The 25,852-nt window shown below is 64.6% G+C and carries 22 protein-coding genes; 20 read left to right on the top strand and 2 right to left on the bottom strand.

Annotated elements, in window-relative coordinates:
* From H5T73_08525 to H5T73_08515, 3 genes are all read left to right on the top strand, one after another.
* Window positions 1-142 (top strand): transposase (locus H5T73_08525; GenBank protein ID MBC7247811.1); only part of this gene is annotated, 142 nt, incomplete at its 5' end.
* A gap of 118 nt (window positions 143-260) precedes the next feature.
* On the top strand, window positions 261-1,793 hold the full coding sequence (gene rpsA, locus H5T73_08520) for a 30S ribosomal protein S1 (GenBank protein ID MBC7247810.1): 1,533 nt from the start codon (window positions 261-263) through the stop codon (window positions 1,791-1,793).
* A gap of 117 nt (window positions 1,794-1,910) precedes the next feature.
* The gene (locus tag H5T73_08515) at window positions 1,911-2,540 is read left to right on the top strand and encodes a dephospho-CoA kinase (GenBank protein MBC7247809.1); all 630 of its coding nucleotides are present in this window, start codon (window positions 1,911-1,913) and stop codon (window positions 2,538-2,540) included.
* A 106-nt stretch (window positions 2,541-2,646) separates the two neighbouring features.
* Here the strand turns inward: H5T73_08515 and H5T73_08510 are convergent, their stop codons facing one another.
* The gene (locus tag H5T73_08510) at window positions 2,647-2,862 is read right to left on the bottom strand and encodes a hypothetical protein (GenBank protein ID MBC7247808.1); all 216 of its coding nucleotides are present in this window, start codon (window positions 2,860-2,862) and stop codon (window positions 2,647-2,649) included.
* A gap of 81 nt (window positions 2,863-2,943) precedes the next feature.
* Here H5T73_08510 and H5T73_08505 point away from each other — a divergent pair, with 81 nt between their 5' ends.
* The 5 genes from H5T73_08505 to H5T73_08485 all read left to right on the top strand — a co-directional run bounded on the left by H5T73_08505 (window position 2,944) and on the right by H5T73_08485 (window position 11,141).
* The gene (locus H5T73_08505; GenBank protein MBC7247807.1) at window positions 2,944-3,681 is read left to right on the top strand and encodes an HAD-IA family hydrolase; all 738 of its coding nucleotides are present in this window, start codon (window positions 2,944-2,946) and stop codon (window positions 3,679-3,681) included.
* Between the two features lie 12 nt (window positions 3,682-3,693).
* On the top strand, window positions 3,694-5,697 hold the full coding sequence (gene uvrB, locus H5T73_08500; GenBank protein MBC7247806.1) for an excinuclease ABC subunit UvrB: 2,004 nt from the start codon (window positions 3,694-3,696) through the stop codon (window positions 5,695-5,697).
* 22 nt (window positions 5,698-5,719) lie between these two features.
* On the top strand, window positions 5,720-8,542 hold the full coding sequence (uvrA, locus tag H5T73_08495; GenBank protein ID MBC7247805.1) for an excinuclease ABC subunit UvrA: 2,823 nt from the start codon (window positions 5,720-5,722) through the stop codon (window positions 8,540-8,542).
* A gap of 121 nt (window positions 8,543-8,663) precedes the next feature.
* Window positions 8,664-10,562, top strand: coding sequence for an excinuclease ABC subunit UvrC (gene uvrC / locus H5T73_08490; protein MBC7247804.1), 1,899 nt, complete (start codon window positions 8,664-8,666; stop codon window positions 10,560-10,562).
* An 87-nt stretch (window positions 10,563-10,649) separates the two neighbouring features.
* Window positions 10,650-11,141: a methylated-DNA--[protein]-cysteine S-methyltransferase gene (locus H5T73_08485; protein ID MBC7247803.1), complete on the top strand. Its 492-nt coding sequence runs from the start codon at window positions 10,650-10,652 to the stop codon at window positions 11,139-11,141.
* A 9-nt stretch (window positions 11,142-11,150) separates the two neighbouring features.
* Here H5T73_08485 and H5T73_08480 read toward each other — a convergent pair whose 3' ends face one another.
* Window positions 11,151-12,542: a radical SAM protein gene (locus H5T73_08480; GenBank protein ID MBC7247802.1), complete on the bottom strand. Its 1,392-nt coding sequence runs from the start codon at window positions 12,540-12,542 to the stop codon at window positions 11,151-11,153.
* Between the two features lie 229 nt (window positions 12,543-12,771).
* Here H5T73_08480 and rapZ point away from each other — a divergent pair, with 229 nt between their 5' ends.
* The 12 genes from rapZ (at window position 12,772) to rny (ending at window position 25,817) form a co-directional block, all read left to right on the top strand.
* Complete coding sequence (gene rapZ, locus H5T73_08475; protein ID MBC7247801.1) at window positions 12,772-13,626, top strand: RNase adapter RapZ; 855 nt, start codon at window positions 12,772-12,774, stop codon at window positions 13,624-13,626.
* A 3-nt stretch (window positions 13,627-13,629) separates the two neighbouring features.
* Window positions 13,630-14,562: a DNA-binding protein WhiA gene (gene whiA, locus H5T73_08470; protein MBC7247800.1), complete on the top strand. Its 933-nt coding sequence runs from the start codon at window positions 13,630-13,632 to the stop codon at window positions 14,560-14,562.
* 173 nt (window positions 14,563-14,735) lie between these two features.
* Window positions 14,736-15,728 (top strand): type I glyceraldehyde-3-phosphate dehydrogenase, encoded by a 993-nt coding sequence (gene gap, locus H5T73_08465; protein MBC7247799.1) that lies wholly within the window; start codon window positions 14,736-14,738, stop codon window positions 15,726-15,728.
* 13 nt (window positions 15,729-15,741) lie between these two features.
* Window positions 15,742-16,932, top strand: a complete 1,191-nt coding sequence (locus H5T73_08460) for a phosphoglycerate kinase (protein MBC7247798.1) — start codon at window positions 15,742-15,744, stop codon at window positions 16,930-16,932.
* Window positions 16,933-16,940: 8 nt separating this feature from the next.
* Entirely contained in the window at window positions 16,941-17,702 is a 762-nt protein-coding gene (locus H5T73_08455; GenBank protein ID MBC7247797.1) for a triose-phosphate isomerase, read from the top strand.
* 198 nt (window positions 17,703-17,900) lie between these two features.
* Window positions 17,901-18,116: a preprotein translocase subunit SecG gene (secG, locus tag H5T73_08450; GenBank protein ID MBC7247796.1), complete on the top strand. Its 216-nt coding sequence runs from the start codon at window positions 17,901-17,903 to the stop codon at window positions 18,114-18,116.
* A 174-nt stretch (window positions 18,117-18,290) separates the two neighbouring features.
* On the top strand, window positions 18,291-19,490 hold the full coding sequence (locus tag H5T73_08445) for a methionine adenosyltransferase (protein ID MBC7247795.1): 1,200 nt from the start codon (window positions 18,291-18,293) through the stop codon (window positions 19,488-19,490).
* Window positions 19,491-19,671: 181 nt separating this feature from the next.
* Window positions 19,672-20,175 carry a peptide deformylase gene (gene def / locus H5T73_08440; protein MBC7247794.1) on the top strand — a complete coding sequence of 168 codons (504 nt, stop codon included), beginning with the start codon at window positions 19,672-19,674 and terminating at the stop codon, window positions 20,173-20,175.
* Window positions 20,176-20,211: 36 nt separating this feature from the next.
* Complete coding sequence (gene fmt, locus H5T73_08435) at window positions 20,212-21,198, top strand: methionyl-tRNA formyltransferase (protein MBC7247793.1); 987 nt, start codon at window positions 20,212-20,214, stop codon at window positions 21,196-21,198.
* Window positions 21,182-22,645, top strand: coding sequence for a 16S rRNA (cytosine(967)-C(5))-methyltransferase RsmB (rsmB, locus tag H5T73_08430; GenBank protein MBC7247792.1), 1,464 nt, complete (start codon window positions 21,182-21,184; stop codon window positions 22,643-22,645). Before fmt ends, rsmB begins: the two co-directional genes overlap by 17 nt.
* A 214-nt stretch (window positions 22,646-22,859) precedes the next feature.
* Window positions 22,860-23,948, top strand: coding sequence for a recombinase RecA (gene recA, locus H5T73_08425; protein MBC7247791.1), 1,089 nt, complete (start codon window positions 22,860-22,862; stop codon window positions 23,946-23,948).
* Window positions 23,949-24,281: 333 nt separating this feature from the next.
* Window positions 24,282-25,817, top strand: coding sequence for a ribonuclease Y (gene rny, locus H5T73_08420; protein MBC7247790.1), 1,536 nt, complete (start codon window positions 24,282-24,284; stop codon window positions 25,815-25,817).
* The last annotated feature ends 35 nt before the right edge of the window (window positions 25,818-25,852 follow it).

Here is a 25,852-nt window from a genome sequence, read left to right as displayed (position 1 = left end):
GCTCAACGAGATCCTTTGCAGATGGAATTACGTGTACAATTACGTGAGACCACACCAGAGCCTGGGTTATCTCACCCCCATGGAGTTCCTGAAGGCGTGGATGGAGGAGAGCAAGGATAGGGATGGAGTGTTCACCATGTAGTGAACCAGCACAGGTTGTGCAAGAATGGGGATTTGATGTTAAAATTAGTTGTCCGTGTGCCGACCGGAAAGAGGGAGAAAGGCCATGGATAAAATAAAACGCTGGAGGAAAGGAATAAATGCTAGACCAGACGGAAAGAGAGCAGGAGCGGAGCAACCCCGGAATCACCCCTGAGCTGACCACCCCCCTCACCAACTTCGACTACTCGGATGGAGAGGTCCCCGACTACGATCAGACCATCAAGGTCTTCTCCGAGGGCGACATCGTGGCGGGAACGGTGGTCAAGGTGGACAAGGACGAGGTCCTACTGGACATCGGCTACAAGTCGGAGGGGGTGATCCCCGCCCGCGAGCTGTCCATCCGCTACGGGGTCAAGGCGGAGGACGTGGTGAAAGTCGGCGACCAGATAGATGCCCTGGTCCTACAGAAGGAGGACAAGGAGGGCAGGCTCATCCTCTCCAAGAAGCGGGCCCAGTACGAGCGTTCCTGGGATATCCTGGAGAAGAACATGCTCGAGAACCAGCCCGTGGAGGGCGAGGTCATAGAGGTCGTCAAGGGAGGCCTCATCCTGGACATAGGGCTGCGCGGCTTCCTGCCCGCCTCCCTCATAGACGTCCACAGGGTCAAGGACCTGCATTCCTTCCTGGGCACCAGGCTCACGTGCAAGATAATAGAGATGGACCGCAACCGCAACAACGTGGTGCTCTCCCGCCGCGCCTTCCTCGAGGAGACGGCCAGCGAGAGGCGCAAGATCCTCCTCGAAAACCTGGAGAAGGGCATGCGCGTGAGCGGGAAGGTCTCCAGCCTGGTGTCATTCGGGGCCTTCGTGAACCTGGGGGGCATAGACGGGCTCATCCACATCTCGGAGCTCTCGTGGTGCCACGTAGAGAAACCGAGCGAGGTCCTCTCGGTGGGGGACGAGGTGGAGGTCGAGATCCTGGAAGTGGATAAGGAGAGGGAGCGCATATCCCTCAGCCTCAAGGCCTGCCTCGAGGACCCCTGGGAGCTCCTGTCGCGCGAGGTGCGCATCGGGGAGCTGCTGCAGGGAAAGGTGACCAAGCTGGTACCCTTCGGGGCCTTCGTGCAGGTGAGGCCGGGCATAGAGGGGCTCATCCACATATCGGAGCTTTCCCGGCGCCACGTGGAGAAACCGGAGGAGGTCCTGGAGGTGGGCCAGGAGATAGAGGTCAAGGTGATCGACATAGACATCGACCGCCGGCGTATCAGCCTCAGCCTGCGACAGGCGATGGGCATCCCGGAGGACGAGGAGGAGAGGGCCGAGGAAGCGGAAGCGGAGGAGCCAGGGTCTGCCGCGACCTCGGCGGAAGAGGAAGTAGTGACGGCCGCGCCGCTCACGGAGGAGGCGGCGGAGGAAGCCGAGCCTGCGGCAATGGAGATGGCTCCCGCAGCCGTATCCCAGGAGGAGGAGGCGGAGAGTGCGAAGGCCGCCTCGCAGGCGCCGGAAGAAGCGGCGGCTGAGGTCGGACCGGAAGCTGCCGTAGCGGAAGCGGAGCCGGAAGCTGCCGCCACGGAGGTCGAGCCGGAAGCGGAGCCGGAGGACAGCGCCGAGGAAAAGCCTTCCCAGGCGACGGAATATCCCGAGGGTAGCCTGGAGTCGATAATCGAGGACATGAAGAGGGAGGGCATCTGACGCCGCCCCTCGCGTGCGGAACCTGCAAGGGCATCCCGGATGCCCTTTCTTCATGGCGTAAACGAAGTCCGCGAGGCGGCCACGGCCCTCGCCGGCCGAGCGGGGTAGGTGATGCGGTTGTACCTGGTGGCATTGACGGGGGGCATAGCGAGCGGAAAGAGCACCGTCTGCCGCCTCCTCAAGGAAAGGGGCGCCTACATCCTCGACAGCGACGCCCTAGCCCGCGAGGTGGTCAGGAAGGGGCAGCCTGCTTGGCGTGAGATCGTCGAGCATTTCGGCGCATCCATCCTCACCCCGGAGGAGGAGATCGACCGCGCCAGGCTGGGAGCCATAGTCTTTGACGACCCCGGCGAGAGGGCCTTCCTCAACCGCGTCACCCATCCCAGGATATTCCAGCTGATGGGGGAGAGGCTGCGCGAAATAGAGGCCTCCGCGCACGGTAAGGGCGTGGTGGTGCTCGACATCCCCCTGCTGGTGGAGGCGGATGCCGCGCGGCTCTTCCACATGAACCTGGTGGTGGACGCTCCGCCGGAGCTGCAGGTGCAACGCCTGGTGGCGGACAGGGGAGTCAGCGAGGAGGAAGCCTGGGCGCGCATCCGGGCGCAGGCCACGCGCGAGGAGAGGTTGCGCCACGCGGACCTGGTCATCGAGAACCGCGGCAGCCTGAAGGAGCTCGAGGAAGCCGTGGAAGCTGCCTGGAAGGAGATACTCGCCAGGGCGGAGCGGGCCGGCGAAGCCCCGCATTGAGTTCTTCTCCGCGGGTCGGAACAAGAGGTCGGATGAACAGGCGGCCACGTTACCGGAGGCCGGCGAACCCAAACCGCAGGTTTTTCTAGTCTGGTCCTCCGGGCGGCTAGCGGCGCTCGAGGGCCCTTTCCCTCAGCGCCTCCTCGATCTCGGAGCTGTATCGTTCGTATACGGGGCAGCCGTACTGCAGGCACAGGCGCAACTCGAGGGTGCAGCGGGGCTGCTCTATCTGCCAGCACTGCATGCCGCGCCTGAAAGCCTCGCAGGCGATGTACTGGCTGGCGGGGCATCCCCGCAACTGGCGGCAGTCATGAAGGGCCATTTTTCTCAACCCCTCCCGCTCTCGCAAGTGCTATATAATTGACCTGGGGGGCTTGCAGAAGCCCTCGTTCCAGTTATCTACATGATAACGGGAGGAAGGAGGCCCAACAAGCACATGTCCACGGCTTCGCCCGAGGCGATCTTCTTCGACGCGGGAGAGACCCTCGTCCATCCCGTGCCCTCCTTTCCGCAGCTCTTCTCCTCGCAATGCGCCGCGTACGGGCTGGAGGTGGACCTCCTCGCCGTCTCCAAGACCACCCGCAGGCTGATGGCCGAGGTGGAGGCAAGGCAGGTGAAAGGCTTCACTTTTTCCAACCACCCCGAGAAGTCGCGGCGCTTCTGGCTCTCCTTCTACGGGCGACTGGTGCGGGAGCTCGGCTACGAGGGGGACGACGGGCTGGCCCACGCCCTCTACGAGACCTTCTCGCGCCCGGAGAACTATACCGCGTACCAGGATGCGCGTGAAACGCTCCAGCGCCTGGCGGACCGTGGCCACCGCCTGGGGCTCATATCCAACTTCGAACCCTGGCTTGAGGACCTCCTGGATGAGCTTGGGCTTTCCGGCTTCTTCCAGGTGATGGTGGTCTCGGGAAAGGAGCGCTACGAGAAGCCCCATCCCCGCATCTACGAGCTTGCACTGCGGCGCATGGGGGCGACTGCGGAGGACTCGTTGCATGTCGGCGACTCACCCGTCTCGGATTTCGACGGGGCGCGCGGGGTGGGGATGCGCGCCGTGCTCCTTGACCGCTGGAACCGCTTTCCCGACTTCCGGGGGGAGCGCATAGAGAGCCTGCGGGAGCTTCCGGACCTCCTGGGTTGAGGTGTGCGGAAGATGGGGGAGTTCAACCTGCAGAGCGACCTAAGACCGCGTGGCGACCAGCCCCGCGCCATCGCCGAGCTCAGCGAGGGGGTGCTGCGCGGGGAGCGCTTCCAGACCCTGCTGGGGGTGACCGGTTCCGGTAAGACCTTCACCATGGCGCACGTCATAAACAACGTTCGCCTGCCCACCCTGGTGATAGCGCCCAACAAGACGCTCGCGGCGCAGCTCTGCAACGAATTCCGCGAGTTCTTCCCCGAGAACGCCGTGGAGTACTTCGTCAGCTATTACGACTACTACCAGCCGGAGGCCTACGTGCCGCGCACCGACACCTACATCGAGAAGGACACCTCCATAAACGACGACATCGACCGCCTGCGCCACCGCGCCACCTCGGCTCTGCTGTCGCGCGAGGACGTCATCATCGTGGCCTCCGTCTCCTGCATATACGGCCTGGGCAGCCCACAGGAATACATGAAGCGCATGCTGGTCCTGAAGAAGGGCGAGGAATACCAGCTGCCCGCGGTGTGCCGGTGGCTGGTGGATATGCATTACGAACGCAACGATTACGAGCTTTCCCGGGGGAGGTTCCGCGTGCGGGGCGATACCCTGGAAATATATCCCAGCTACGAGGAGAGGATGCTGCGCGTGGAGTTCTTCGGAGACGAGATCGACCGCCTGAGCGTCATAGACCCACTCACCGGAGAGGTGCTGTCCCGGGAGGAAGCGGTGACCGTCTACCCGGCCACGCATTACCTGACGAGCGAGGAGAACCTGGAGCGCGCGCTCGAATCCATACGCCGGGAGCTGGAGGAACGCGTGGCGGAATTCGAGCGCCGGGGCAAGCTGCTGGAGGCGCAGCGCCTCCTGCAGCGCACCAACTACGACCTGGAGATGCTGCGCGAAACGGGTTACTGCACGGGCATCGAGAACTACTCCCGGCACCTGGACGGCAGGAGCCCCGGGGAACCGCCTTACACGCTACTGGATTTCTTCCCCGGGAGATTCCTGGTCTTCATAGACGAGAGCCATATCACCGTCCCGCAGTTGCACGGCATGTACGAGGGGGACCGCTCGCGCAAGCAGACCCTGGTGGATTACGGCTTCCGCCTGCCCTCCGCCCTGGACAACCGCCCCCTGCGCTTCGACGAGTTCCTGGAGAGGACACACCAGCTGATAGCGGTGAGCGCCACCCCCGGTCCCTGGGAGCTGGGGGTATCAGAGCGCGTGGTGGAGCAGATAATACGCCCCACGGGCCTTGTCGACCCACAGTTGGTGGTGCGGCCGGCGGAGGGGCAGATAGACGACCTCATCGCCGAGATCAGGAAGAGGGTGGAACGCGACGAGCGGACGCTCGTGACCACCCTCACCAAGCGCATGGCGGAGAACCTTACCGATTACCTCCTGGAGATGGGCCTGAGGGTGCGTTACCTGCACTCGGAGGTGGACACCCTCGACCGCGTGGAGATCATCCGCGACCTGCGCCTGGGCGAGTTCGACGTGCTGGTGGGCATCAACCTCCTGCGCGAGGGCCTGGACCTGCCCGAGGTGTCGCTGGTGGCCATCCTGGATGCGGACAAGGAGGGCTTCCTGCGCAACGAGCGCTCGCTCATACAGACCATCGGAAGGGCCTCGCGCAACGTGAACGGCCAGGTGATCATGTACGCCAGGGAGGTCACCGATTCCATGCGCCGGGCGTTGCAGGAGACGGAACGCCGGCGGCGCCTGCAAATGGAATACAACCGCAGGCACAACATCAACCCCCAGACGGTGCGCAAGAGGGTGAGCGATATAATGGACATGGTCCTTCTGCCCGACGAGAAGGTGCCTTACCGCACGGGACGGCGCGAGAGGGAGGCGATGCCGGCGGAGGAGATAGAGCAGCTCATAATGGGGCTGGAGGACGAGATGCGCCTGGCCGCCGAAGACCTGCGTTTCGAGTACGCCGCGAGGCTCCGTGACGAGATAGCCGACCTGAGGAAGAGGCTGCGCCGTGCCTCGGCGGGAGAGGAGAGGTGAGGCTCGCTTGGAGTGGATCGTCATCAGCGGAGCAAGGGAACACAACCTGAAGAACGTCAACCTGCGCCTCCCGCGCAACCGTCTCATCGTCATGACCGGCATCTCGGGGAGCGGCAAGTCCTCCCTGGCCTTCGATACCATATACGCTGAGGGGCAGAGGAGGTACGTGGAGTCCCTTTCCGCCTACGCGAGGCAGTTCCTGGGCCAGATGGAGAAGCCGGACGTCGACCACATAGACGGCCTCTCGCCCGCCATCTCCATCGACCAGAAGAGCGCTTCCCGCAACCCCCGTTCCACCGTGGGCACCATCACCGAGGTCCACGATTACCTTCGCCTTCTCTTCGCCCGCATCGGCAAGGCGCATTGCCCCTCCTGCGGGAACGCGGTGGAGCGCCAGACGGCGCAGCAGATCGTGGAGAAGGTCGCTTCCCTGCCCGAGGGGACGAGGATAACCGTCCTGGCCCCGCTGGTTCGGGGAAGGAAAGGGGAATATTCGCGCCTGCTCTCGGAGGTGCGGGGAAAGGGCTTCTCCCGCGCCCGGGTGGACGGCGAACTTCGAGACCTGGACGAGGACATAAGGCTGGAGCGCTACCGCCAGCATGACATCGAGGTGGTGGTGGACCGCCTGGTGATAAAGGAGGGCGTGGGGCGCCGCCTGGCCGAGTCGCTGGAGACCGCCCTGGAGCTCGGGAAGGGCATGGTCGTCGTCTCCGTGGAGGGGGAGGGCGACCGCTATTTCAGCGAACATCTCGCCTGCCCCGCATGCGACATCTCCCTTCCCGAACTCGAGCCGCGCATCTTCTCCTTCAACAGCCCCTACGGCGCCTGCACGCAGTGCAGCGGCCTCGGTTTCCTGCAGGTGATAGACCCGGAGCTGGTGGTCCCGGACCCCAGCCTCAGCCTGGAGGAGGGGGCCCTCGTGCCCTGGCCGAGGAGTTCCAGGATCTTCTACCAGAAACTGGAGGCGCTGGCCCAGAAGTACGAGTTCAGCCTGCGCACGCCCTTCCGCGACCTTCCGGAGCACGTGCGGGAGAAGATACTTTTCGGGACGGGGGAGGAGAAGATCTATATCAGGTACCGCAACCGACGCGGCCTCCTGCGCTCTTACTTCACGCACTACGAGGGCGTCGTCAACTGGCTGGCGCGCCGCTACGAGGAAACGGACTCGGAATATTCGCGTGCCAGGATATCCCAGTACATGAGCCTGCGGCCCTGCCCGGCATGCGGCGGAGCGCGCCTCAAACCGGCCAGCCTGGCGGTGACCGTCAACGGCCTCAACATCCACCAGGTATCACAGCTCTCCATAAGGGAGTGCGTTTCCTTTCTACGGAACCTCGCCCTCACCGATACCGAGAAGGCCATCAGCGACCGCATCCTGAGGGAGCTCCTGGCGCGTCTGGGCTTTCTCGTGGACGTGGGATTGGACTACCTGACCCTGGACCGCGCCGCCTCCACCCTCGCCGGCGGCGAGGCGCAGCGCATACGCCTGGCGACGCAGATAGGCTCGGGGCTGGTCGGTGTCCTCTACATCCTGGACGAACCCTCCATCGGCCTGCACCAGCGCGACAACCAGCGTCTCATCAACACCCTCAAGGAACTGCGTGATCTGGGGAACACCCTCATCGTGGTGGAGCACGACGAGGCCACCATACATGCCGCCGACTGGGTGGTGGACATAGGCCCGGGGGCCGGAGAGCGCGGAGGGGAGATAGTGTTCAGCGGACCCCTCCAGGACCTGCTGCGACACCCGGATTCGATCACCGCCCGCTACCTGCGGGGCGAGAAGAGCATCCTTACGCCGGAAAGAAGGCGCCCTCCCACCAGGCGGAGGCTGGTCGTGCGAGGAGCGGAGGAGCACAACCTCAAGCGCATCGACGTGGAGATACCCCTGGGGCTCCTGGTGTGCGTGACCGGCGTCTCCGGCTCTGGCAAGAGCACCCTCGTGCACGACATCCTCTACCGCGGGCTGGCGCGGCGCCTCTACCACGCAAGGGTCCCGCCCGGTAGACACGAGGCCATCGAGGGATGCGAGCACATCGACAAGGTGATCAACATAGACCAGAGCCCCATCGGACGCACCCCCCGTTCCAATCCCGCCACCTATACTGGCGTCTTCGACCATATCCGGGCCCTCTTCGCCGAGACGCGCGAGGCGAAGGCGCGCGGTTACAAGGCGGGCAGGTTCAGCTTCAACGTGCGCGGGGGACGCTGCGAGGCCTGCCGCGGCGACGGCACCATAAAGATAGAGATGCACTTCCTCCCAGACGTCTACATCCCCTGCGAGGTGTGCAAGGGAAAACGTTACAACCGCGACACCCTCGAGGTGACCTACCGGGGCAGGAACATCAGCGAAGTGCTGGACATGTCCGTGGAGGAAGCCCTGGACTTCTTCGATGCGGTGCCCGCCATACGCCGCCGCCTGCGCACCCTGCACGACGTGGGGCTCGGTTACATAAAGCTGGGGCAGCCCGCCCCCACCCTCTCCGGGGGGGAGGCGCAGAGGGTCAAGCTCTCCGCGGAGCTGAACAAGCGGCCCACGGGGAAGACCCTCTACCTCCTGGACGAGCCCACCACCGGACTCCATTTCGACGACATCAACAAGCTCCTGGCCATGCTGCAGGGGCTGGTGGAGGCCGGAAACAGCGTCATCGTCATAGAGCACAACCTGGACGTCATCAAGTGCGCGGACTGGGTGATCGACCTGGGACCGGAGGGAGGGGAGGAGGGCGGAAGGGTGGTCGCCGCGGGCACCCCCGAGGAGGTGGCGGAAAGCGGCGGTTCCTACACGGGACTTTACCTGCGGCCCCTGCTCGAGGAGGCGGGCAGGGCGGCGTATTCCCTGTGAGGGAGCGGCATTCCCAAGGCAAATCCCGCAGACGCGCAGCGCGTATCGGGCTCCCGCGATACGCGACGCGCGGCGTGGGGGGCCGCGGCGAACGCGGGTCGGTGCCTCCGGGTGGTGAAAAATGGAAGCGAAGCGGAAAAAGACGGCATCCCTGCCGGACGCACCCGGCGTATACCTCCTCATGGACGGGGAGGGGAAGGTCATCTACGTGGGAAAGGCGGCCTCCCTGCGCAAGAGGGTGGCCTCCTATTTCCAGTCCCGCGAGGAGGAAAACCCGCGACTGGCCAGCCTGCGCTCGCGCATCGCCGATATAGACTTCATCGTCACCGAAAACGAGAGCGAGGCGCTCATACTCGAGGCCAACCTCATCAAGAGGTTCCACCCCCCTTACAACATCGACTTCCGCGACGACAAGTCGTATCCGTACATGGTCATACGCACGGAGGACCGCTTTCCCCGCGTCATGTTCATGCGCGGGAGGAGGGGCCGACGTTCCGTCTATTACGGACCCTTCGCGCATGCCGGCGCGGTGCGGGAGACCATCGACACCCTGAGGAAGGTGTTCCCCTTCCGCGCCTGCCGCGGCAGGGAGCCGGGCAAGGGAACGGGGGGGCCATGCCTGGATTACCACATCGGCCTCTGCTGCGGGCCCTGCACAGGCGAGGTCTCGCCGGAGGAATACGGACGTATCATCGCCGGCGTGAGGGGTTTCATGGAAGGGGACCACCAGGCCGTGCTCGCGCGGCTCGAGATGCGCATGCGGGAGGAGGCGGAAAGGCGGGAGTTCGAGCTCGCGGCGCGCACGAGGGATCGCATCGTCGCGCTGCGCAGGATACTGGAAAGGCAGCAGGCGCATTCCCTGCAGGAGGGAGACCAGGACGTCTTCGCACTCTGCGCCGGGGACCTGGACGCCTGCGTCACCGTCCTTTACGTGCGGGGTGGAAAGATCCTCGGCAAGCAGGACTTCTTCAGCACCGTTCCAGCGGGCAGCGGGGAAGGCGACATACTGGCCGCCTTCCTGCCGCAGTTCTACGCGCAGTCCACGCAGATCGCGAGGGAGGTCCTCCTCTCGCACCCGCTTGAGGACGAGGAGAAGGAGCTCCTGGAGGGATGGCTCACGTCGAGGGCGGGGAGAAGGGTTAGGATACACTATCCCCGCCGCGGGGACAAGAGAAGGCTCGTGGAGAAGGCCGCACGCAACGCGCGGCTTTCCCTGGAGGTGCGACTGGCCAAGCAGGCGAGCGACCTGGGATGGGTCTCGCGGGCGGTGAACGGCGTGCGGGAGGGGCTGTCCCTGCACCGGCTTCCCTATCGCATGGAATGCTACGACATCTCCAACCTGGGCGGGGAGGATGCCGTGGCCTCCATGGTGGTCTTCGAGGGGGGCCTGCCGCTGCGCAAGGACTACCGCCGTTTCCGCATCAGGAGCGCCGACGGGCGCAACGACGTGGCCATGATGGAGGAGGTCATCGAGCGCCGCCTTTCCAGGCTTTCCCAGGGGATGGGGGAGGGAGAAGGGGCGCAGATCGATGCGGAAAAGGCCCCCTCCCGCCTCGACTCGTTCCACAAGAAGCCCGACCTCATACTGGTGGACGGGGGGGAGGCCCAGCTGGCGGCCGCGGCGCGCGCCCTGGCGCGCCACGGGCTGCAGGACATAGAGGTGGCGGCACTCGCCAAGAGACTCGAGGAGATCCACCTGCCGGGCCGCGGGGAGCCCGTGAGCCTTCCCAGGGATTCGGAGGCCCTGCACCTGCTGCAGCGCCTGCGCGACGAGGCGCACCGCTACGCCCTGGAACACCACCGCGCGCAGAGGGAGAAAAGGGCCAGGAGTTCGCTGCTGGACGGCATCCCGGGAATAGGGCCGAAACGAAAGCGGGGCCTCCTGCGCCATTACGGGAGCCTGGCGCGCGTGGCGCAGGCCTCGCTGGAGGAGTTGCGGGAGTTGAGCTTCCTCGACGCCCGCAGCGCCGAAAACCTTTACCGCGCCCTGCACCCGCCGGCAATGGAAGGGGAGGATTGAGACGCCGTGCACGGGAAGGGTAGTAGCCGTGAGGGGGGGACTTGCCGCATTGCGGCGACGGCCGGACGCTGCGCCGTGCAGACCCCCCTGGGAGAAGTCCACGTATGTTGCCTGGAGGGGCGCCCGCTGCGCATCGTCCTCGGCGGGGGCTGTGGCGGTGAGACCGGGGAGACGCCCCCCCGGACCCGCGGCTGCGCGGTCCTGGAAGCAGTGGAGGCTTTTTTCGAGGGAGAGGACTGCCCCGAGAAGGTGAGGTCTACGCTGCTCGACGACCCTCGCTTCACCCCCTTCCAGAGAAGGGTCTACGGCGTGGTCTGCTCCATCCCGCGCGGAAACACGCTCTCCTACGGCGAGGTGGCGCGCAGAGCCGGCCGCGCGGGGGCGGCACGCGCCGTGGGGAGCGCCATGCGCCGCAACCCCTTCCCCCTCCTCATCCCCTGCCACCGCGTGATAAGGGGGGACGGGAGCCCCGGGGGATACAGCGGTCCGCCGCACGCAAAGCCGTGCCTGCTCGCACTCGAAGGCATGGAGCTCGCGCCCTCTCCGCGGGGATTCCTCCGGAAGAACGGGGAGGCCTGAGTAGTATCCTCAGTCCATGGCGTCCATGAAGCGCTTGGCGAGATAGAAAAGCTGCCTGGGCGTCTCTATATCCCTCATGACCCTGAAGGCCACCCGGGGGCGGAGGTAAAAGCGCAGGTATGCCCTTCTCTGTAGGTTCTTCAGCTGTCTCCTGGTCATGCCCTCGGGGACGTAGCTGACGTCGTGGACGAAGAAATGGTCCGTGGGCAGGCCGTCAAGCTTGCCCTCCTCCTTGAGCCTGTCGTATATCTCGGTGCCCGGAAGGGGCATGAAGTTGTTGAACTGCGCACGGTGGATGGGCAGCTCCCTCGCCAGGCGCATGGTCATGAGCATCTCCTCGCGTGTCTCGCCCGGTATCCCCATCAGGAAGAAGCCCGTCACCTTGATATCGTACCTGGCGAGGAGCGCTAGTTTCTCCCTGATGACGTCGACGGTAAGCCCCTTCCTGGTCAGGGCATGGATCCTGTCCGAACCGAATTCCACCCCCACCGCCAGGGAATGACATCCCGACCTGCTCATGGCGTCAAGCATCTCCGTGTCCAGGTTGTCCAGGCGTATCCCGGATGGGCAGGCCCAGGTGAGCCCAAGGCCGCTTTCCATGAGGGAATCGCAGAACTCCATGACCAGCCTGCGGTGGAGGGTGAAGTTCTCGTCCTCCACGTGCACCTCGCGTACCCCGAAGTCCTCCGCCAGGTAGCGCAGCTCCTCCATGACGTTGGCGATGGATCTCTTGCGGACCAGCGTCCCGGTGACCGATTTGCCGGAGCAGAAGGTGCACTTGAAGGGGCAGCCCCTGGTGATGATTATGGGCGCCACGGGAAAGTTGCGCGCGAAGCCGCCGTGGGGAGCCTCGGGATATGTCCTGGGGTCCATGAGGTCCCATGCCGGGAAGGAGATGGTGTCGAGGTCGTGTATCACCCTCCACCCGTTGACCACGATCTTCCCCGCGGGATCCCTCCATATCAGGTTGGCGACCCGCCCCATGTCCGCCCGCGAGCCCCCCTCCCTTATCTTTTCCAGGAATTCCCTGAAGCCCAGCTCCGCCTCGCCGCGGAAGGCGAAGTCGGCCTGGGGGAAATCGTTCAGGATACCGAGGAAATCGCCGCTGGGATGCGCCCCGCCGAGGACGATCAGCGATGACGGGTAGTGTTTCCTTATGATCTCTATGTGTTTCCTCGTGGGGTTGATGTCGTAGGTCATCATAGTGATGGCGAAGATGTCGGCGGGGTTTTCCACTATGTAGCGCTCGAAATCCCGGAAATCCATCCTCTCCTTGAGGCAGTTGAGGATGCGCGGTCGGTAGCCGCTCTCCCTGGCCACGCTCGCGAGGTAACCGAGACCCAGGTGGGGCATGATGACGTATGTCCTGTTGATGGGCACGATGAACAGTATGCTTTCCATGGTCCCTCTCGTCCCGGGGCGGCCGCCGGCGCCTCCGACGCCCACCCTTATACCATAACGCACGGCGCATGGCAATCAAATCACGGGGACCGCGTAATAGCACTCCAGGCGCCGAGCGCCCCTATCCGTTATCCGGTAATCGCGGGCGGTGAATCCTGTATAATATTCCTATAAGATACTGGTGCAGGAAAAACGTCGCTGCGAGGAAGGTACGGGGGGTAAGAGAGAGCTGGAACTGACCATCATCACCGGCCTTTCCGGGGCAGGGAAATCGGTGGCCATCAAGAGCCTCGAGGACTCCGGCTTCTATTGCGTCGACAATCTACCGCCCTCCCTTATCCTCAAGATGGTCGAGCTCTGCATGCAGGGCGACGCCGTGGAGCACCTCGCGGCGGTGATCGACGTGCGCGGCGGCGAGTTCTTCGACGACCTGAACGACGCCCTGGACGAGCTCGACCGCGGCGGCATATCCTACCGCATCCTTTTCCTGGAAGCGGACGACGACACCCTCATCCGCCGTTTCAAGGAGACGCGCCGCTCCCATCCCCTGCACGCGGAAGGCGGCATCGCCGAGAGCATCGCGCGCGAGAGGGAACTCCTGCAAGGCCTGCGGGGCCGTGCCGACATCGTCATCGACACCTCGAAGAGCAACATGCACCAGCTGCGCGAGCAGCTCATGAACCTCTACCGCGCGGAGGGCCTCTCCTTCCCGCTGGAGGTCGCCATCATCTCCTTCGGCTACAAGTACGGCCTTCCCCTTGATGCCGACATCGTCCTTGACCTGCGCTTTCTTCCCAATCCCTTCTGGGTGGACGAGCTGCGCGAGCTTGCCGGCGATGACCCGAGGGTGAGGGAATACGTGCTGGGCAAGAGGGAGAGCGAGGAATTCCTGGACCGCGTGCACTCGCTCCTGCTCTACCTGAAGGAAGGCTTCGTGCACGAGGGCAGGCGCTATATCACGGTGGCCCTGGGATGCACGGGAGGGCGTCACCGCTCCGTGGTGATGGCCGACGAACTGGCGGAGAGGCTGCGCTCGCACGGCCTGCAGGTAAGCGTCCGCCACCGCGACATGGACCGTAGATAGAGCATGAGTTTCACCTCCAACGTGAAGAACGAGCTGGCGCGCGTCCGCCCTTCGCGGCGCTGCTGCCGACTGGCGGAACTCTCCGCCCTCCTGCACCTGGAGGGCTCCCTGCACCTGGTGGGCCCCCTGCGCCTCGCCGTTCACACCGAGAGCGAGAACGCGGCAGTGGCGCGCCTCATGTTCAACCTGCTCAAGGAGCTCTTTTGCGTGACCCCGGAACTGCGCGTGGAGAAGGCTCCCCGCCTAAGGGGTCGCAACTGCTACCATCTTTACCTGCAGCAGGAGGGCATGGCGCAGATCCTCAACGAGACGGGCCTCCTCGACGATTCGCTGCGTCCCGTCCTCGGGATCCCTGCGCGCATCGTACGCCGCCGCTGCTGCGGGGTGGCCTACCTGAGGGGCGCCTTCCTGGGCGGCGGGTACGTAAGCCGTCCCGAACAGCCCGCCCATCTCGAGATAAACGTGCAACACGCCGAGATGGCCGAGGGATTGCGCCTGCTGATGGAGAGATACGATATCCACTGCCAGGTGGCCAGGCGCAGGAACATGCTCGCCGTTTACGCGAAAAACCGCCGTGACCAGGCGGATTTCCTGGCCCTGGTGGGCGCTCACCGCACGGTTCTGAGCCTGCAGAGCGACGCCGTGGTGCGCGAGCTGCGCGAGAACGTGAACCGCAGGGTGAACAGCGAGGCGGCCAACCTCGAGAAGGCGGTCGCCGCCGCCCAGAGGCAGCTCAAGGACATCTCCCTCATCGAGAGCAGGGTGGGCTTGCAGGGCCTGCCGCAAACCCTGCGCGCCGTGGCGGAGGCACGCATGAGAAACCCCGAGGCCAGCCTGCGCGAGCTGGGCGATGCCCTCCGTCCCCCGGCGAGCAAGTCGGCGGTGTATCACCGCATGCTGCGCCTGCAGCGGCTGGCCAGGGAACTGCGGGGATAGCGGCCGTGCGGCAAGAGGGTCCCCACGGAGACCGGCGGTCGGCATCCCCGCCCGGCCTCGGTGCGGCTCCGTGAAAACTCCATCCCTGCATGTTTATACCACGTGGATTTGGCTTATAATGTCATGGTGGACTTGGTAGGAGACATGTCGTTGCGGCGAAGGAGGTAGGAAAAATGGCAAGTAGAGTGGGAATAAACGGCTTCGGAAGGATCGGTCGCCTCTTTTTGCGGGCGGCGGCCGGCAAGGACGTGGACATAGTGGCCGTGAACGACCTCACCGACCCGAAGACCCTCGCCCACCTGCTGAAGTACGACACCGTTTTCGGCAGGTATCCCGGCGAGGTGGCCGCGAAGGAAAGCGCCCTGCTCATAGACGGCAAGGAGATAGAGGTGCTCTCGCAGTCCGACCCCGCGCAACTTCCCTGGAAGGACCTGGAAGTGGAAACGGTCATCGAGGCCACGGGGAGGTTCACCGACCGCGAAAGCGCCGCCAAGCACCTCTCGGCGGGTGCCCGCAAGGTCATCATAACCGCCCCCGCCACCGACCCGGACATCACGGTGGTCATGGGGGTCAACGACGGTAGCTACGACCCCGAAAAGCACCACATCCTGAGCAACGCCTCCTGCACCACCAACTGCCTGGCGCCCGTGGTCAAGGTGCTCATGGAGAGCTTCGGGGTGGAGCGCGGCTTCATGACCACCGTGCACGCCTATACCAACGACCAGCGCATCCTGGATTTCCCGCACAAGGACCTGCGCCGCGCCCGAGCCGCCGCCGGCAACATCATCCCCACCTCCACGGGTGCCGCGCGCGCCATCGGGCTGGTGCTGCCGGAGCTCAAGGGGAAGATGGACGGCATCGCCATGCGCGTACCGGTGATGGACGGCAGCGTCGTCGACCTCACCGCCGTGCTATCGCGGGAGGCAAGCAAGGAGGAGATAAACGCGGCCATGAAGGAAGCCGCCGCAGGAGCCCTCTCCGGCATCCTCGAGTACACCGAGGACCCCATCGTCTCCTCGGATGTCATCGGGAACCCCGCCTCATCCGTCTTCGACGCCGCGTCCACCATGGTCATGGGCAACATGTGCAAGGTTGTCTCCTGGTACGACAACGAGTGGGGGTTCTCCAACCGCCTGGTGGACCTGCTGGGCATCCTTTATCGCTGAGCGAGGGTGGAAAATGCCCAAGAAAACAGTTCGCGACATCGAGGTGTCGGGAAAGAGGGTCCTGATCAGGGTGGATTTCAACGTCCATCTGGGAGAAGGGGGGGAGATCGAGGACGACACCCGCATACGGGCCTCCCTTCCCACCCTGCGCTATCTATTGGAGCGGGGAGCCTCCCTGGTTATCATGTCCCACCTGGGGCGGCCCAAGGGCAAGGTGGACGAAAGGCTGCGCCTTGATCCCGTGGCGGCACGCCTGGGCGAGCTGCTGGGGGTGGAGGTGCGCAAGCTGGACGAGGCGGTGGGGCCGGCGGTGGAGGAGGCCTGCGCCCGGCTGCAGCCGGGCGAGGTCGTGCTCCTCGAGAATCTCAGGTTCTACCCCGGCGAGACGGACAACGACCCGGATTTCGCCGCCTCGCTGGCGCGCCTGGGAGACGTCTACGTCAACGACGCCTTCGGGGCCGCTCATCGCGCCCATGCCTCGGTGGTGGGGGTGGCACGGCACCTTCCCGCCGTGGCCGGCTTACTCATGGAGAAAGAGATCACCTCCCTTGACAGGCTACTGCACGAACCCGCGCGCCCCTTCATAGCCATACTGGGCGGCAGCAAGATCTCCGATAAACTGAAGGTGCTGGGAAAGTTCCAGGAAATAGTGGATGCCATCCTGCTTGGAGGGGGCATGTGCTTCACCGTCATGAAATGGCAAGGTCTGGAAATCGGAAGATCCCTGTGCGAGGACGACCTTCTCGCGGAAGTCGGCGAGGTTATACGGGAAAGCGGAGGGAAGAGGGCTGAGATGTTGCTGCCCCTGGACCTGGTGGTCGCAGCCGATTTCAGGGAGGACGCCGAGAGCAGGGTGGTGGAAGCGGGGGCGATCCCCGAAGGATGGATGGGCCTGGACATCGGGCCGCGGACCGTCGCGGCGTACGTCAAGAGGATCGGCGAGGCCGCGACCATCTTCTGGAGCGGGCCCATGGGCGTCTTCGAATGGGAACGTTTCCAGGAGGGCACGCGCGCCGTGGCCGAGGCCATAGCCGCTTCCGAAGCGGTCACGGTGGCCGGGGGAGGCGACACCATCGCCGCTATCCGCAAGTACGGGCTTGAGGACTCCTTCACCCACATCTCCACGGGGGGAGGAGCCTCCATGGAATACCTTGAAGGCAGGCCGCTGCCCGGCGTGGAAGCCCTGCAGGACAGCGAGGGGTGACGTTGGACATGCGCATACCGCTTATTGCCGGCAACTGGAAGATGCACAAGAACCACCTCGAGGCGGTGGAGCTGGTGCGCGGGCTGCATGCCCGGGTCGCCGACCTGGAGGGCGTGGAGATCGCCGTGTGCCCGCCCTTCACCGCCATTCCCGATGTCTCCCGCCTCCTCTGCGAGCTCGCTTCCTCGCTGGTGCTGGGAGCCCAGGACGTTTATCCCGCCGACGAGGGCGCCTTCACGGGCGAGATATCGCCCGGTATGCTGAAGGCGCTCGACGTCGTCTACGTCATCACCGGCCACAGCGAGAGAAGGGAGATCCTGGGAGAGGACGATGCCTTCGTCGCGCGCAAGGTTAAGGCGGTTCTCGCCGCCGGCATGAGGCCCATTCTCTGCGTGGGGGAAAGCGACGCGGAGAGGGAGGCGGGGAAGGCGCGTGCCAAGGTGGAGGGCCAACTTGAGGCCGCGCTCGGCGCGCTCTCCGCGCGCGAGATGGAAGGAACCGTCATCGCCTACGAGCCCATATGGGCCATCGGCACGGGCAAGACGGCCACCCCCGGCGACGCACAGGAGATGAACGCCTTCATCCGCGCCTGGCTGGAAGGTCGCTTCGGCGGCGAGGTCTCGGGCAGGGTCCGCATACTCTACGGCGGGAGCGTGAAGCCGGATAACGCGTCGGAGCTCATGGCCATGCCGGACGTGGACGGGGCACTGGTCGGCGGCGCCAGCCTCAAGGCCGAGGATTTCGCGGCCATAGCCCGTTCCTCCGCCTGAGCCCGAAGCCCGGCGTCACGCCGCGAGCGCACCTCGCGTCACGGCGGCCACGAGGCGATGTGCGTCCGGCGCATGGTAAACGGGGGGCAAGCCGTGAGGGTTCGCTGCCGGGGATACCCTTGCGGGGAAAGCGTGGTAGAATATCCCGCATGGGATCTCTCTGAGAGGAGGTAGGAGTTGGATATACTAAAATACATCATGTTGCCGCTGTTCTTCCTCTCCGGCCTCTCCATGACCGTCTTCGTACTGCTGCATTCCGGAAGGGGAGGCGGCCTCTCCAGCGCCTTCGGCGGTTCCTCGCTCGGAGGACTCTCGGGGACGCAGGTGGTGCAGAAGAACCTCGACCGCATCACCATCAGCAGCGCCGTGGTATTCGTCGTAACCACCATCGTCCTCATATATATCTACAAGTGACCTGGCAGCCACCCCGGCACGGGCGGCGCATCCGCCGCCAGGCGAGCGCATAACCCGATCCGTCATGCGGGATGAGCGCGTGCGTGGAGCGGGCGTGTAGTATAATAATGCGATTAAGGGCCGTGCAGCTCATCACGGAGCGAGGTTCGCGCGGCGGGAAGGAAAGGAGCGAAAGTGGGCGACAGACATCTTTTCACGTCGGAGTCCGTCACGGAGGGACATCCGGATAAGATAGCCGACCAGATATCCGACGCCATCCTGGACGAGGTTTACAAGGACGACCCCTTCGGGAGGGTGGCGGTGGAGACCCTGGTGACCACGGGCCTGGTGATAGTGGCGGGCGAGATGACCACCTCCACCTACGTGGACATACCGTCAGTGGTCCGCAGGACCATCGAGGACATCGGTTACACGCGCGCCAAGTATGGGTTCGACTACGAGACCTGCGGCATCGTGGTCTCCATAGATCCCCAGTCTCAGGATATCGCCCAGGGGGTGGAGCAGGCGCTCGAGGCGCGCCTGGGGATGGCGGAAGACGAGATGCTAGATTCCCTTGGGGCGGGTGACCAGGGGATGATGTTCGGTTATGCCTGCAACGAGACCGCTGAGCTCATGCCCATGCCCATCCTCCTCGCCCACAAGCTGGCGCACCGACTCTCGGAAGTGCGCAAGGCGGGCATCCTGCCCTACCTCCGCCCCGACGGCAAGTCGCAGGTTACGGTGGAATACGAGAACGGGAAGCCGGTGCGCGTGGACACCGTGCTCATCTCCGCCCAGCACCGGCCCAACGTGGACATAGAAGAGCTCATGAAGCCGGACCTCATCGAGCACGTCATATCCCCGGTGCTCCCACCCGAGCTGGTGGACAGGAACATGCGCGTTCTGGTGAACCCGACGGGAAAATTCGTCACCGGCGGCCCCATGGGGGACACGGGCCTGACCGGCCGCAAGATCATCGTCGACACCTACGGGGGGATGGCACGCCACGGCGGCGGCTGCTTCTCGGGCAAGGACCCCACCAAGGTGGACCGCTCCGCCGCCTATGCGGCGCGCTACGTGGCCAAGAACGTGGTGGCCGCGGGCCTCGCCGACCGCTTCGAGATCCAACTGGCGTACGCCATCGGGGTGGCCCATCCGGTATCCATGATGATGGACGCCTTCGGCACGGAAAAGGTGTCCCTGGAGACCATCGAGGAGTTGATACGTTCTCACTTCGACCTGCGCCCGGCGGCCATCATAAGGGACCTGAACCTGCGCCGTCCCATCTACAGGAAGACGGCCGCCTACGGGCATTTCGGGCGCATGGACAAGGACTTCACCTGGGAGAGGACGGACAAGGCGGAGGCGCTCAGGCGCGAGGCGGGGCTCGCATGAGCGGCGTCATCGCCCTCGCCCCCGCGTTTCTGTCATTATTTCTTCATGACATGCTAGCTGCGCAGGCGGCGGCGACCGGGAAGGGCCGCCGATAGCGCGAAAAGGCCGGTGAGGGGCGGCGAGATACGGTACCGCGGAGGACGGCCGCTGGAAAGAAATACCGGACGGGAGGTTGCAGGACATGGCGGTTCTGCCCATTAGGACCTTCGGAGACCCCGTGCTCAGGGAGAGATGTAGCGAGGTCGGCGAGGTCGACGTGCACATCCTGCGACTCGTCGACGATCTCGCTGATTCCATGCCCAGGCCCGGTGGGGCGGGGCTTTCCGCGAACCAGATCGGCATCCTGAAGAGGGTCTTCGTCTACGATGACGACGGAGAGATCGCCGCGTGCATCAACCCGCGCCTTATCTCCGCCTCCGAGGAGATGGTGGAGGAGATGGAGGGATGCCTGAGCCTGCCCGGAGCCGTCGTCCCCGTGAAACGCCACGCCTCGCTGGAGCTCGAGTTCATCGATCTCCATGGCGAGAAGAAGAGCTTGCAGGCGGAGGGGTGGCTGGCAAGGGTATTCCAGCACGAGCTGGATCACCTGGATGGGATATTGATCCTGGACCGCACGGACCGGGAGAGCAGGGTGGAAGCGCTGCAGATCCTGCATGGCGCTCCGGGGCAAGCGATAGAGCTTTGACGACTGCGTTGGCGGTCGAGGGGGGAGCTGTCTTCCTTGGAGATCATCTTCTTCGGCAACGGTGATTTTGCAAGCGATCTTCTCGATGGCATGCTCCGGGTCGAACTGCGTCCCCGCGCGGTGATCACGGGCCCGGACCGTCCAGTGGGCAGGGGCCTGCGCAGGACGCCCAGTCCCGTGGCCGCCCTCGCCGCATCCGTGGGCTTGCCTTTGCACAAGTTCGCGGGGCCGCGGGAGGCCGGGCTGCGCGAGGTGCTCTCGAGGGAGAGACCGCAGGCCGTGCTCGTCGCAGATTACGGGCATCTCATACCCCGCGATGTCCTGGACCTCTTCCCGGAGAGGTTCCTCAACGTGCACCCGTCCCTGCTCCCCCTCTACCGCGGCGCGGCGCCCATCCGCAGGGCGCTCCTCGACGGGGTGGAGGTCAGCGGTGTATCCTTGATGGTCATGGTGGAGAGCCTGGACGCGGGGCCGCTCATCGGCCAGGCGGAAACGCCCGTGCTGCCGGATGACGATGCGGGAGAGTTGCGGCGCCGCCTGGCGCTCCGCGGCGCCGACCTGGTCGCGGAGAGGCTGCCGCGTTACCTCCGCGGCGAACTCGTCGCCGAGCCGCAGGACGAATCACGCGCCACTTATGCGGCCCCCGTGGAGAAGCACGAGCTGCGCATCGATTGGGGGCAACCCGCGGTTTATGTCCACAACCGCGTGCGCGCCTTCGCCCCGCGCCCCGGGGCATGGACCTGCTGGCGCGGCGGCAGGCTCAAGATCCTGCGAACGCGGCAGCGACGGGAGGCGTCGGGACTGCGGGCGGGAGAGCTGCGGCGCATAAACGGCGAAAGGCTGGTGGTCGGCACGGGGGAAGGCGAGCTGGAGCTGTTGCTTCTGCAGCCCGAGGGCAGGAAAAGGATGACGGCCGCCGAGTTCCTGCGCGGCTACAGGCCGGCGGAAGGCGAGACCTTCTCCTCGCCTGGCGGGGAAAGGCATTGCGTCTCGAAAGAAAGCGGGGATGATGGACTTGGGTAAGGACAACAGGAACCGGGGAAAGAAAAAGGGCGGCGACGTGCCGGACGCGGGCCGTCATCGCCGTAACGGCGGGCGCCACGACGAGCGGGGAGGGAAGAAGAAAGGCGGCGACGTGCCGGACGCGAGGGAGACCGCTTACCAGATCACGCGCAGGGTGCACAGCAAGGGCGGCTACCTGGGGCTCTTGATCCGCTACAACGCCGGAAAGAGCGGCCTTTCGGCGCGTGACCGCTCGCTGGTCGCCGAGCTGTGTTACGGGTTACAGAGACATCGCAACAAGATCGATCACCTCATCGCGTACTTCTCAAATCGAAGCCTGGATGATATCGACCCCGAGGTCCTCGACATCCTCCGCCTCGGTTTCTACCAGCTCTCGGAGATGGGGACCCCGCCGCACGCAGCGGTCAACGAGACCGTCGAGCTGGCCAAGCGGCACCTGGGAAAGGGAGCGGGTTTCGTCAACGCCGTGCTGCGCAGGGCTGTGGTCGCGTGGGACGAGGTGGAGTGGCCGACCCGCGAGGACCTCGCTGGTTACCTGGAGATCGTGCAGTCCCACCCGCGCTGGCTCGTTGAATACCTCATCAAGTACCTCGGTGCGGAGGACGCGGAGGGCCTGTGCCTCGCCGACAACCGTATCCCCACGCTCTCGCTTCGCGTGAACCTCGAGAGGACGGAGCCTTCCGCCCTCCTGGAAGAGATCGCTTCCCACGGCTGGGCGGGAACGGCGTCACGGCATTTTCCCGAGGCGCTGGTGGGGGTGGGGATGCCCTACGACGCCCTCATGAGATGGCTGCAGAAAGGTCTCTGCGTGGTCCAGGACGAGAGCTCCATGGCCGTCAGCCACGTGGTGCGACCGGGTGAGGGGAAGACTGTGGTGGACGCCTGTGCCGCGCCGGGAGGAAAGACCACCCACCTGGCCCAGCTGGGCGGGGAGTCCTGCCGCGTGGTGGCCGTGGACCGCAACCGGCGCCGCCTGAAAGCCCTGCGCAAGGTAACGGAAAGGCTCGGACTGCAGGGGGTGGAGATCGTGGAGGGCGACGCCACGAGGCTGCGGGAGCTGGTGGGGGAGGTGGACGCGGTGCTCCTCGACGCTCCCTGCAGCGGCCTGGGTACCCTGCAGAGAAACCCCGAGCTCAAATGGAGAAGGTACCCGGGGGACATCGCCAACCTGGCGACCGTGCAGGCCAGGCTTCTGCGCGGCTGCGCCGAGGCGGTCAAGCCCGGTGGCGTGATGGTGTATTCCGTCTGCACCTTCACGCGCGGGGAGACCGTGCGGGTTGTGGGGGATTTCCTGCACGAGCGCGATGACTTCTCCTGCGAGGATCCCACTCCCTACATCCCGCGGAGCCTTGCTTCCGCCGTCGTGCAGGGGAAGTACATACAGCTCATGCCGCACCGCCACGACATGGAGGGCATGTTCATCGCCCGCCTGCGACGGCGCGGCTGAGGACGCCGCAGAGGGTCCGCGGGCCGCGAGGTCCGCGCAACCCGGAATGTGAGGGGCGAGGTGCGGCGCCGGAGGCAACACGCCCTCCTTTCCGCTTTCCCGCCACGGAGGTCATCCTGTCACTGCACAGAAATATAATCTAGGAGGTTCGAGAGAGGCTTCTCGCGCCGAGGCGGTTTCCGTGGCAGGTCGCGTTTACGGAGAGGTCAGGAGGATGAAAGTGGAAAAGGACAAGGCGCTGGAGATGGCCCTCATGCAGATCGAACGCCAGTTCGGCAAGGGCTCGATCATGAAGCTGGGCCAGGATAACCACCGTTTCCAGGTGGGGGTGATACCCACAGGGGCTCTCTCCCTCGACCTGGCGCTGGGTATCGGGGGGGTTCCGCGCGGGCGCATCGTGGAGATATTCGGCCCCGAATCCTCGGGCAAGACCACGGTGGCGCTGCACATCATAGCGGAGGCGCAGAGGAGGGGAGGTATAGCCGCCTTCATAGACGCCGAGCACGCCCTGGACCCCAGCTACGCCAAGGCGTTGGGGGTGGACGTGGACGAGTTGCTCATATCCCAGCCGGATACGGGAGAGCAGGCCCTCGAGATAGCCGAGATGCTGGTGAGGAGCGGTGCCCTCGACGTGGTGGTCATAGACTCCGTGGCCGCACTGGTCCCCCGCATGGAGATAGAGGGGGAGATGGGAGACGCACACGTCGGCCTGCAGGCGAGGTTGATGTCGCAGGCCCTGCGCAAGCTCGCCGGCACCATAAGCAAGTCCAACACCACCGCCATCTTCATCAACCAGTTGCGGGAGAAGATAGGCGTCATGTTCGGCAGCCCGGAAACGACCCCCGGCGGCAAGGCGCTCAAGTTCTACGCCTCCGTGCGCCTCGATATCCGCAAGCTGGACAGCATCAAGCAGGGGGCGGAGATAATCGGGAACCAGGTAAGGGTCAAGGTGGTCAAGAACAAGATGGCCCCTCCCTTCAGGAAGGCGGAGTTCGACATCATGTACGGGCGTGGAATATCAAGCGAGGGAAACATCCTGGACCTGGCGGTGGAACACGGCCTGGTGAAAAAGAGCGGTTCCTGGTACACGTACGGTGAGGAGCAACTGGGACAGGGCAGGGAAAACGCCAAGCAGTACCTCGTCGATCACCCGGAGGTCCTGCAGAAACTCGATCGCGAATTGAGGGCAAGGCTTAACCTCCCACCCGACCAGGGCGCCCCACAGCCACACGAGGCCGCCGCGGCACCCAAGCCGGGCAATGGGGGAAAGGCCGAGGAGAAGGCGACCGCAAAGGAGGCCTGAGCGGGAAACGCCTGCGGCTGTTTCTTGCGATGGGCACAGCACGGCGTCGCGCCCGAGCAAGCGCGGCGCCGCTTTTTCCTCGCTTTCTTGACACCCCTTACCTGCTTTCATAGAATGAAATCAGGCTAAGGTTATAGATGCAGTTGCCGATATCCTGGCGGGATCATGGTGACCCGCTTTTAGGATAAACCGTAAGTGAAGGAGAATGGAATCGGTTTGAACTTACGGTAAACTTAAATAAGAGCTTTAACCTTATGCCGAGAAATCCGCTCGGCATTTTTCGTTACGTATCCGGGCCTGCGTACCGGGTTGACATAGAAGGGAGGAACGGAAATGGTGATAGCGATAGTGATAGGAGTTGCGGCTCTGCTCGTTGGAGTCATAGTAGGCTACCTATCAAGGAAGTTCATGGCCGAGGCCAAGATATCTTCCGCCGAAGAGGAGGCGAGGAGGATCGTACAAGAGGCGGAAAAGGTCTCGGAAACGAAGAAGCGTGAAGCTATGGTGGAGGCTAAGGATGAGATCTTCGCCATGCGCAACGAAGCGGAGAGAGAGATAAAGAACCGCCGTAACGAACTGCAGAGGTTCGAGCGCAGGCTGCTGCAGAGGGAGGAGCAGTTGGACAACCGCGTGGAGAACCTCGAAAAACGCGAGAAGGCCCTCTCCTCGAAGGAACGCGAGCTGGAAGACATGCGCAAGAACGTCGAGAGACTGCAGGCGGAACAGGAGGAGAGGCTGGCGAGCATCGCGGGGCTGTCAAAGGAGGACGCCAAGCAACTCCTTCTTTCCCAGGTGGAAGAGGAGACGAAGCGGGAGGCGGCCCAGATAATCAAGAAGATCGAGTCGCGCGTGAGGGAGGAAGCGGAACGGAAGGCGAAGCACATCATCGCTAACGCCATCCAGAGGTGCGCCTCCGACCACGTCGCGGAGACCACCGTATCGGTGGTCCCCCTGCCCAATGACGAGATGAAGGGCAGGATCATAGGGCGCGAGGGGAGGAACATCCGCACCTTCGAAACCCTCACGGGCATAAACCTCATCATCGACGACACGCCGGAGGCGGTCATCCTCTCCAGCTTTGACCCCGTGAGGAGGGAGATAGCCCGCCTCACCCTCGAGAGGTTGATCGCGGACGGGCGCATCCAGCCCGCGCGCATCGAGGAGATGTACGAGAAGGCCAAGGCGGAGGTTGAGGCCGAGATCAAGGAGCTCGGGGAGCAGGCCGTCTTCGAGGTGGGACTGCACGGGGTCAACCAGGAGTTGATGAAGGTCCTCGGGCGCCTGAAATACCGCACCAGCTACGGCCAGAACGTACTCAAGCACTCCCTGGAGGTGGCGCACCTGGCCGGCCTCATGGCGGCGGAGCTGGGGACCGACATCAAGCTAGCCAAGAGGGCGGGGCTGCTCCATGACATCGGCAAGGCCATCGACCACGAGGTCGAGGGCTCGCACGCCATCATCGGCGCCGAGCTGGCCAAACGACTGAAGGAGAGCGACGCGGTGGTCCACGCCATAGAGGCGCACCATGGCGAGGTGGAGGCGCAGACCATCGAGGCGGTGCTGGTCCAGGCCGCGGACGCCATCAGCGCCGCGCGTCCCGGCGCGCGGAGGGAGACGCTGGAGAGCTACATCAAGCGCCTGGAAAAGCTGGAGACCATCGCGGACTCCTTCGATGGCGTCGAGAGCTCCTACGCGCTGCAGGCCGGCCGCGAGATAAGGGTCATGGTGAAATCCGACGTCATCGACGATCTCGGGTGCGTGACGCTGTCCCGCGAGATCGCAAAGCAGATCGAGGACGAACTCGAATACCCGGGCCAGATCAAGATCACGGTGGTGAGGGAAAAGCGCGTGGTCGATTACGCCAAGTGAGGACCCACCCTCACCGCCGCTGCCATCGCCGCCCG

It is taken from the genome of Actinomycetota bacterium, assembly GCA_014360655.1.
Taxonomy (GTDB): domain Bacteria; phylum Actinomycetota; class Geothermincolia; order Geothermincolales; family RBG-13-55-18; genus JACIXC01.
This window is presented reverse-complemented; position numbering and strand designations above follow the sequence as displayed.

What these genes read in the sequence shown, in the direction of transcription:
- rpsA (MBC7247810.1), top strand. Translation starts at nt 261, where the DNA reads ATGCTAGACCAGACGGAAAGAGAGCAGGAGCGGAGCAACCCCGGAATC.
- H5T73_08510 (MBC7247808.1), bottom strand. Translation starts at nt 2,862, where the DNA reads ATGGCCCTTCATGACTGCCGCCAGTTGCGGGGATGCCCCGCCAGCCAG.
- H5T73_08505 (MBC7247807.1), top strand. Translation starts at nt 2,944, where the DNA reads ATGATAACGGGAGGAAGGAGGCCCAACAAGCACATGTCCACGGCTTCG.
- uvrB (MBC7247806.1), top strand. Translation starts at nt 3,694, where the DNA reads ATGGGGGAGTTCAACCTGCAGAGCGACCTAAGACCGCGTGGCGACCAG.
- uvrC (MBC7247804.1), top strand. Translation starts at nt 8,664, where the DNA reads ATGGAAGCGAAGCGGAAAAAGACGGCATCCCTGCCGGACGCACCCGGC.
- H5T73_08480 (MBC7247802.1), bottom strand. Translation starts at nt 12,542, where the DNA reads ATGGAAAGCATACTGTTCATCGTGCCCATCAACAGGACATACGTCATC.
- whiA (MBC7247800.1), top strand. Translation starts at nt 13,630, where the DNA reads ATGAGTTTCACCTCCAACGTGAAGAACGAGCTGGCGCGCGTCCGCCCT.
- gap (MBC7247799.1), top strand. Translation starts at nt 14,736, where the DNA reads ATGGCAAGTAGAGTGGGAATAAACGGCTTCGGAAGGATCGGTCGCCTC.
- H5T73_08460 (MBC7247798.1), top strand. Translation starts at nt 15,742, where the DNA reads ATGCCCAAGAAAACAGTTCGCGACATCGAGGTGTCGGGAAAGAGGGTC.
- H5T73_08455 (MBC7247797.1), top strand. Translation starts at nt 16,941, where the DNA reads ATGCGCATACCGCTTATTGCCGGCAACTGGAAGATGCACAAGAACCAC.
- secG (MBC7247796.1), top strand. Translation starts at nt 17,901, where the DNA reads ATGTTGCCGCTGTTCTTCCTCTCCGGCCTCTCCATGACCGTCTTCGTA.
- def (MBC7247794.1), top strand. Translation starts at nt 19,672, where the DNA reads ATGGCGGTTCTGCCCATTAGGACCTTCGGAGACCCCGTGCTCAGGGAG.
- rsmB (MBC7247792.1), top strand. Translation starts at nt 21,182, where the DNA reads ATGATGGACTTGGGTAAGGACAACAGGAACCGGGGAAAGAAAAAGGGC.
- recA (MBC7247791.1), top strand. Translation starts at nt 22,860, where the DNA reads ATGAAAGTGGAAAAGGACAAGGCGCTGGAGATGGCCCTCATGCAGATC.
- rny (MBC7247790.1), top strand. Translation starts at nt 24,282, where the DNA reads ATGGTGATAGCGATAGTGATAGGAGTTGCGGCTCTGCTCGTTGGAGTC.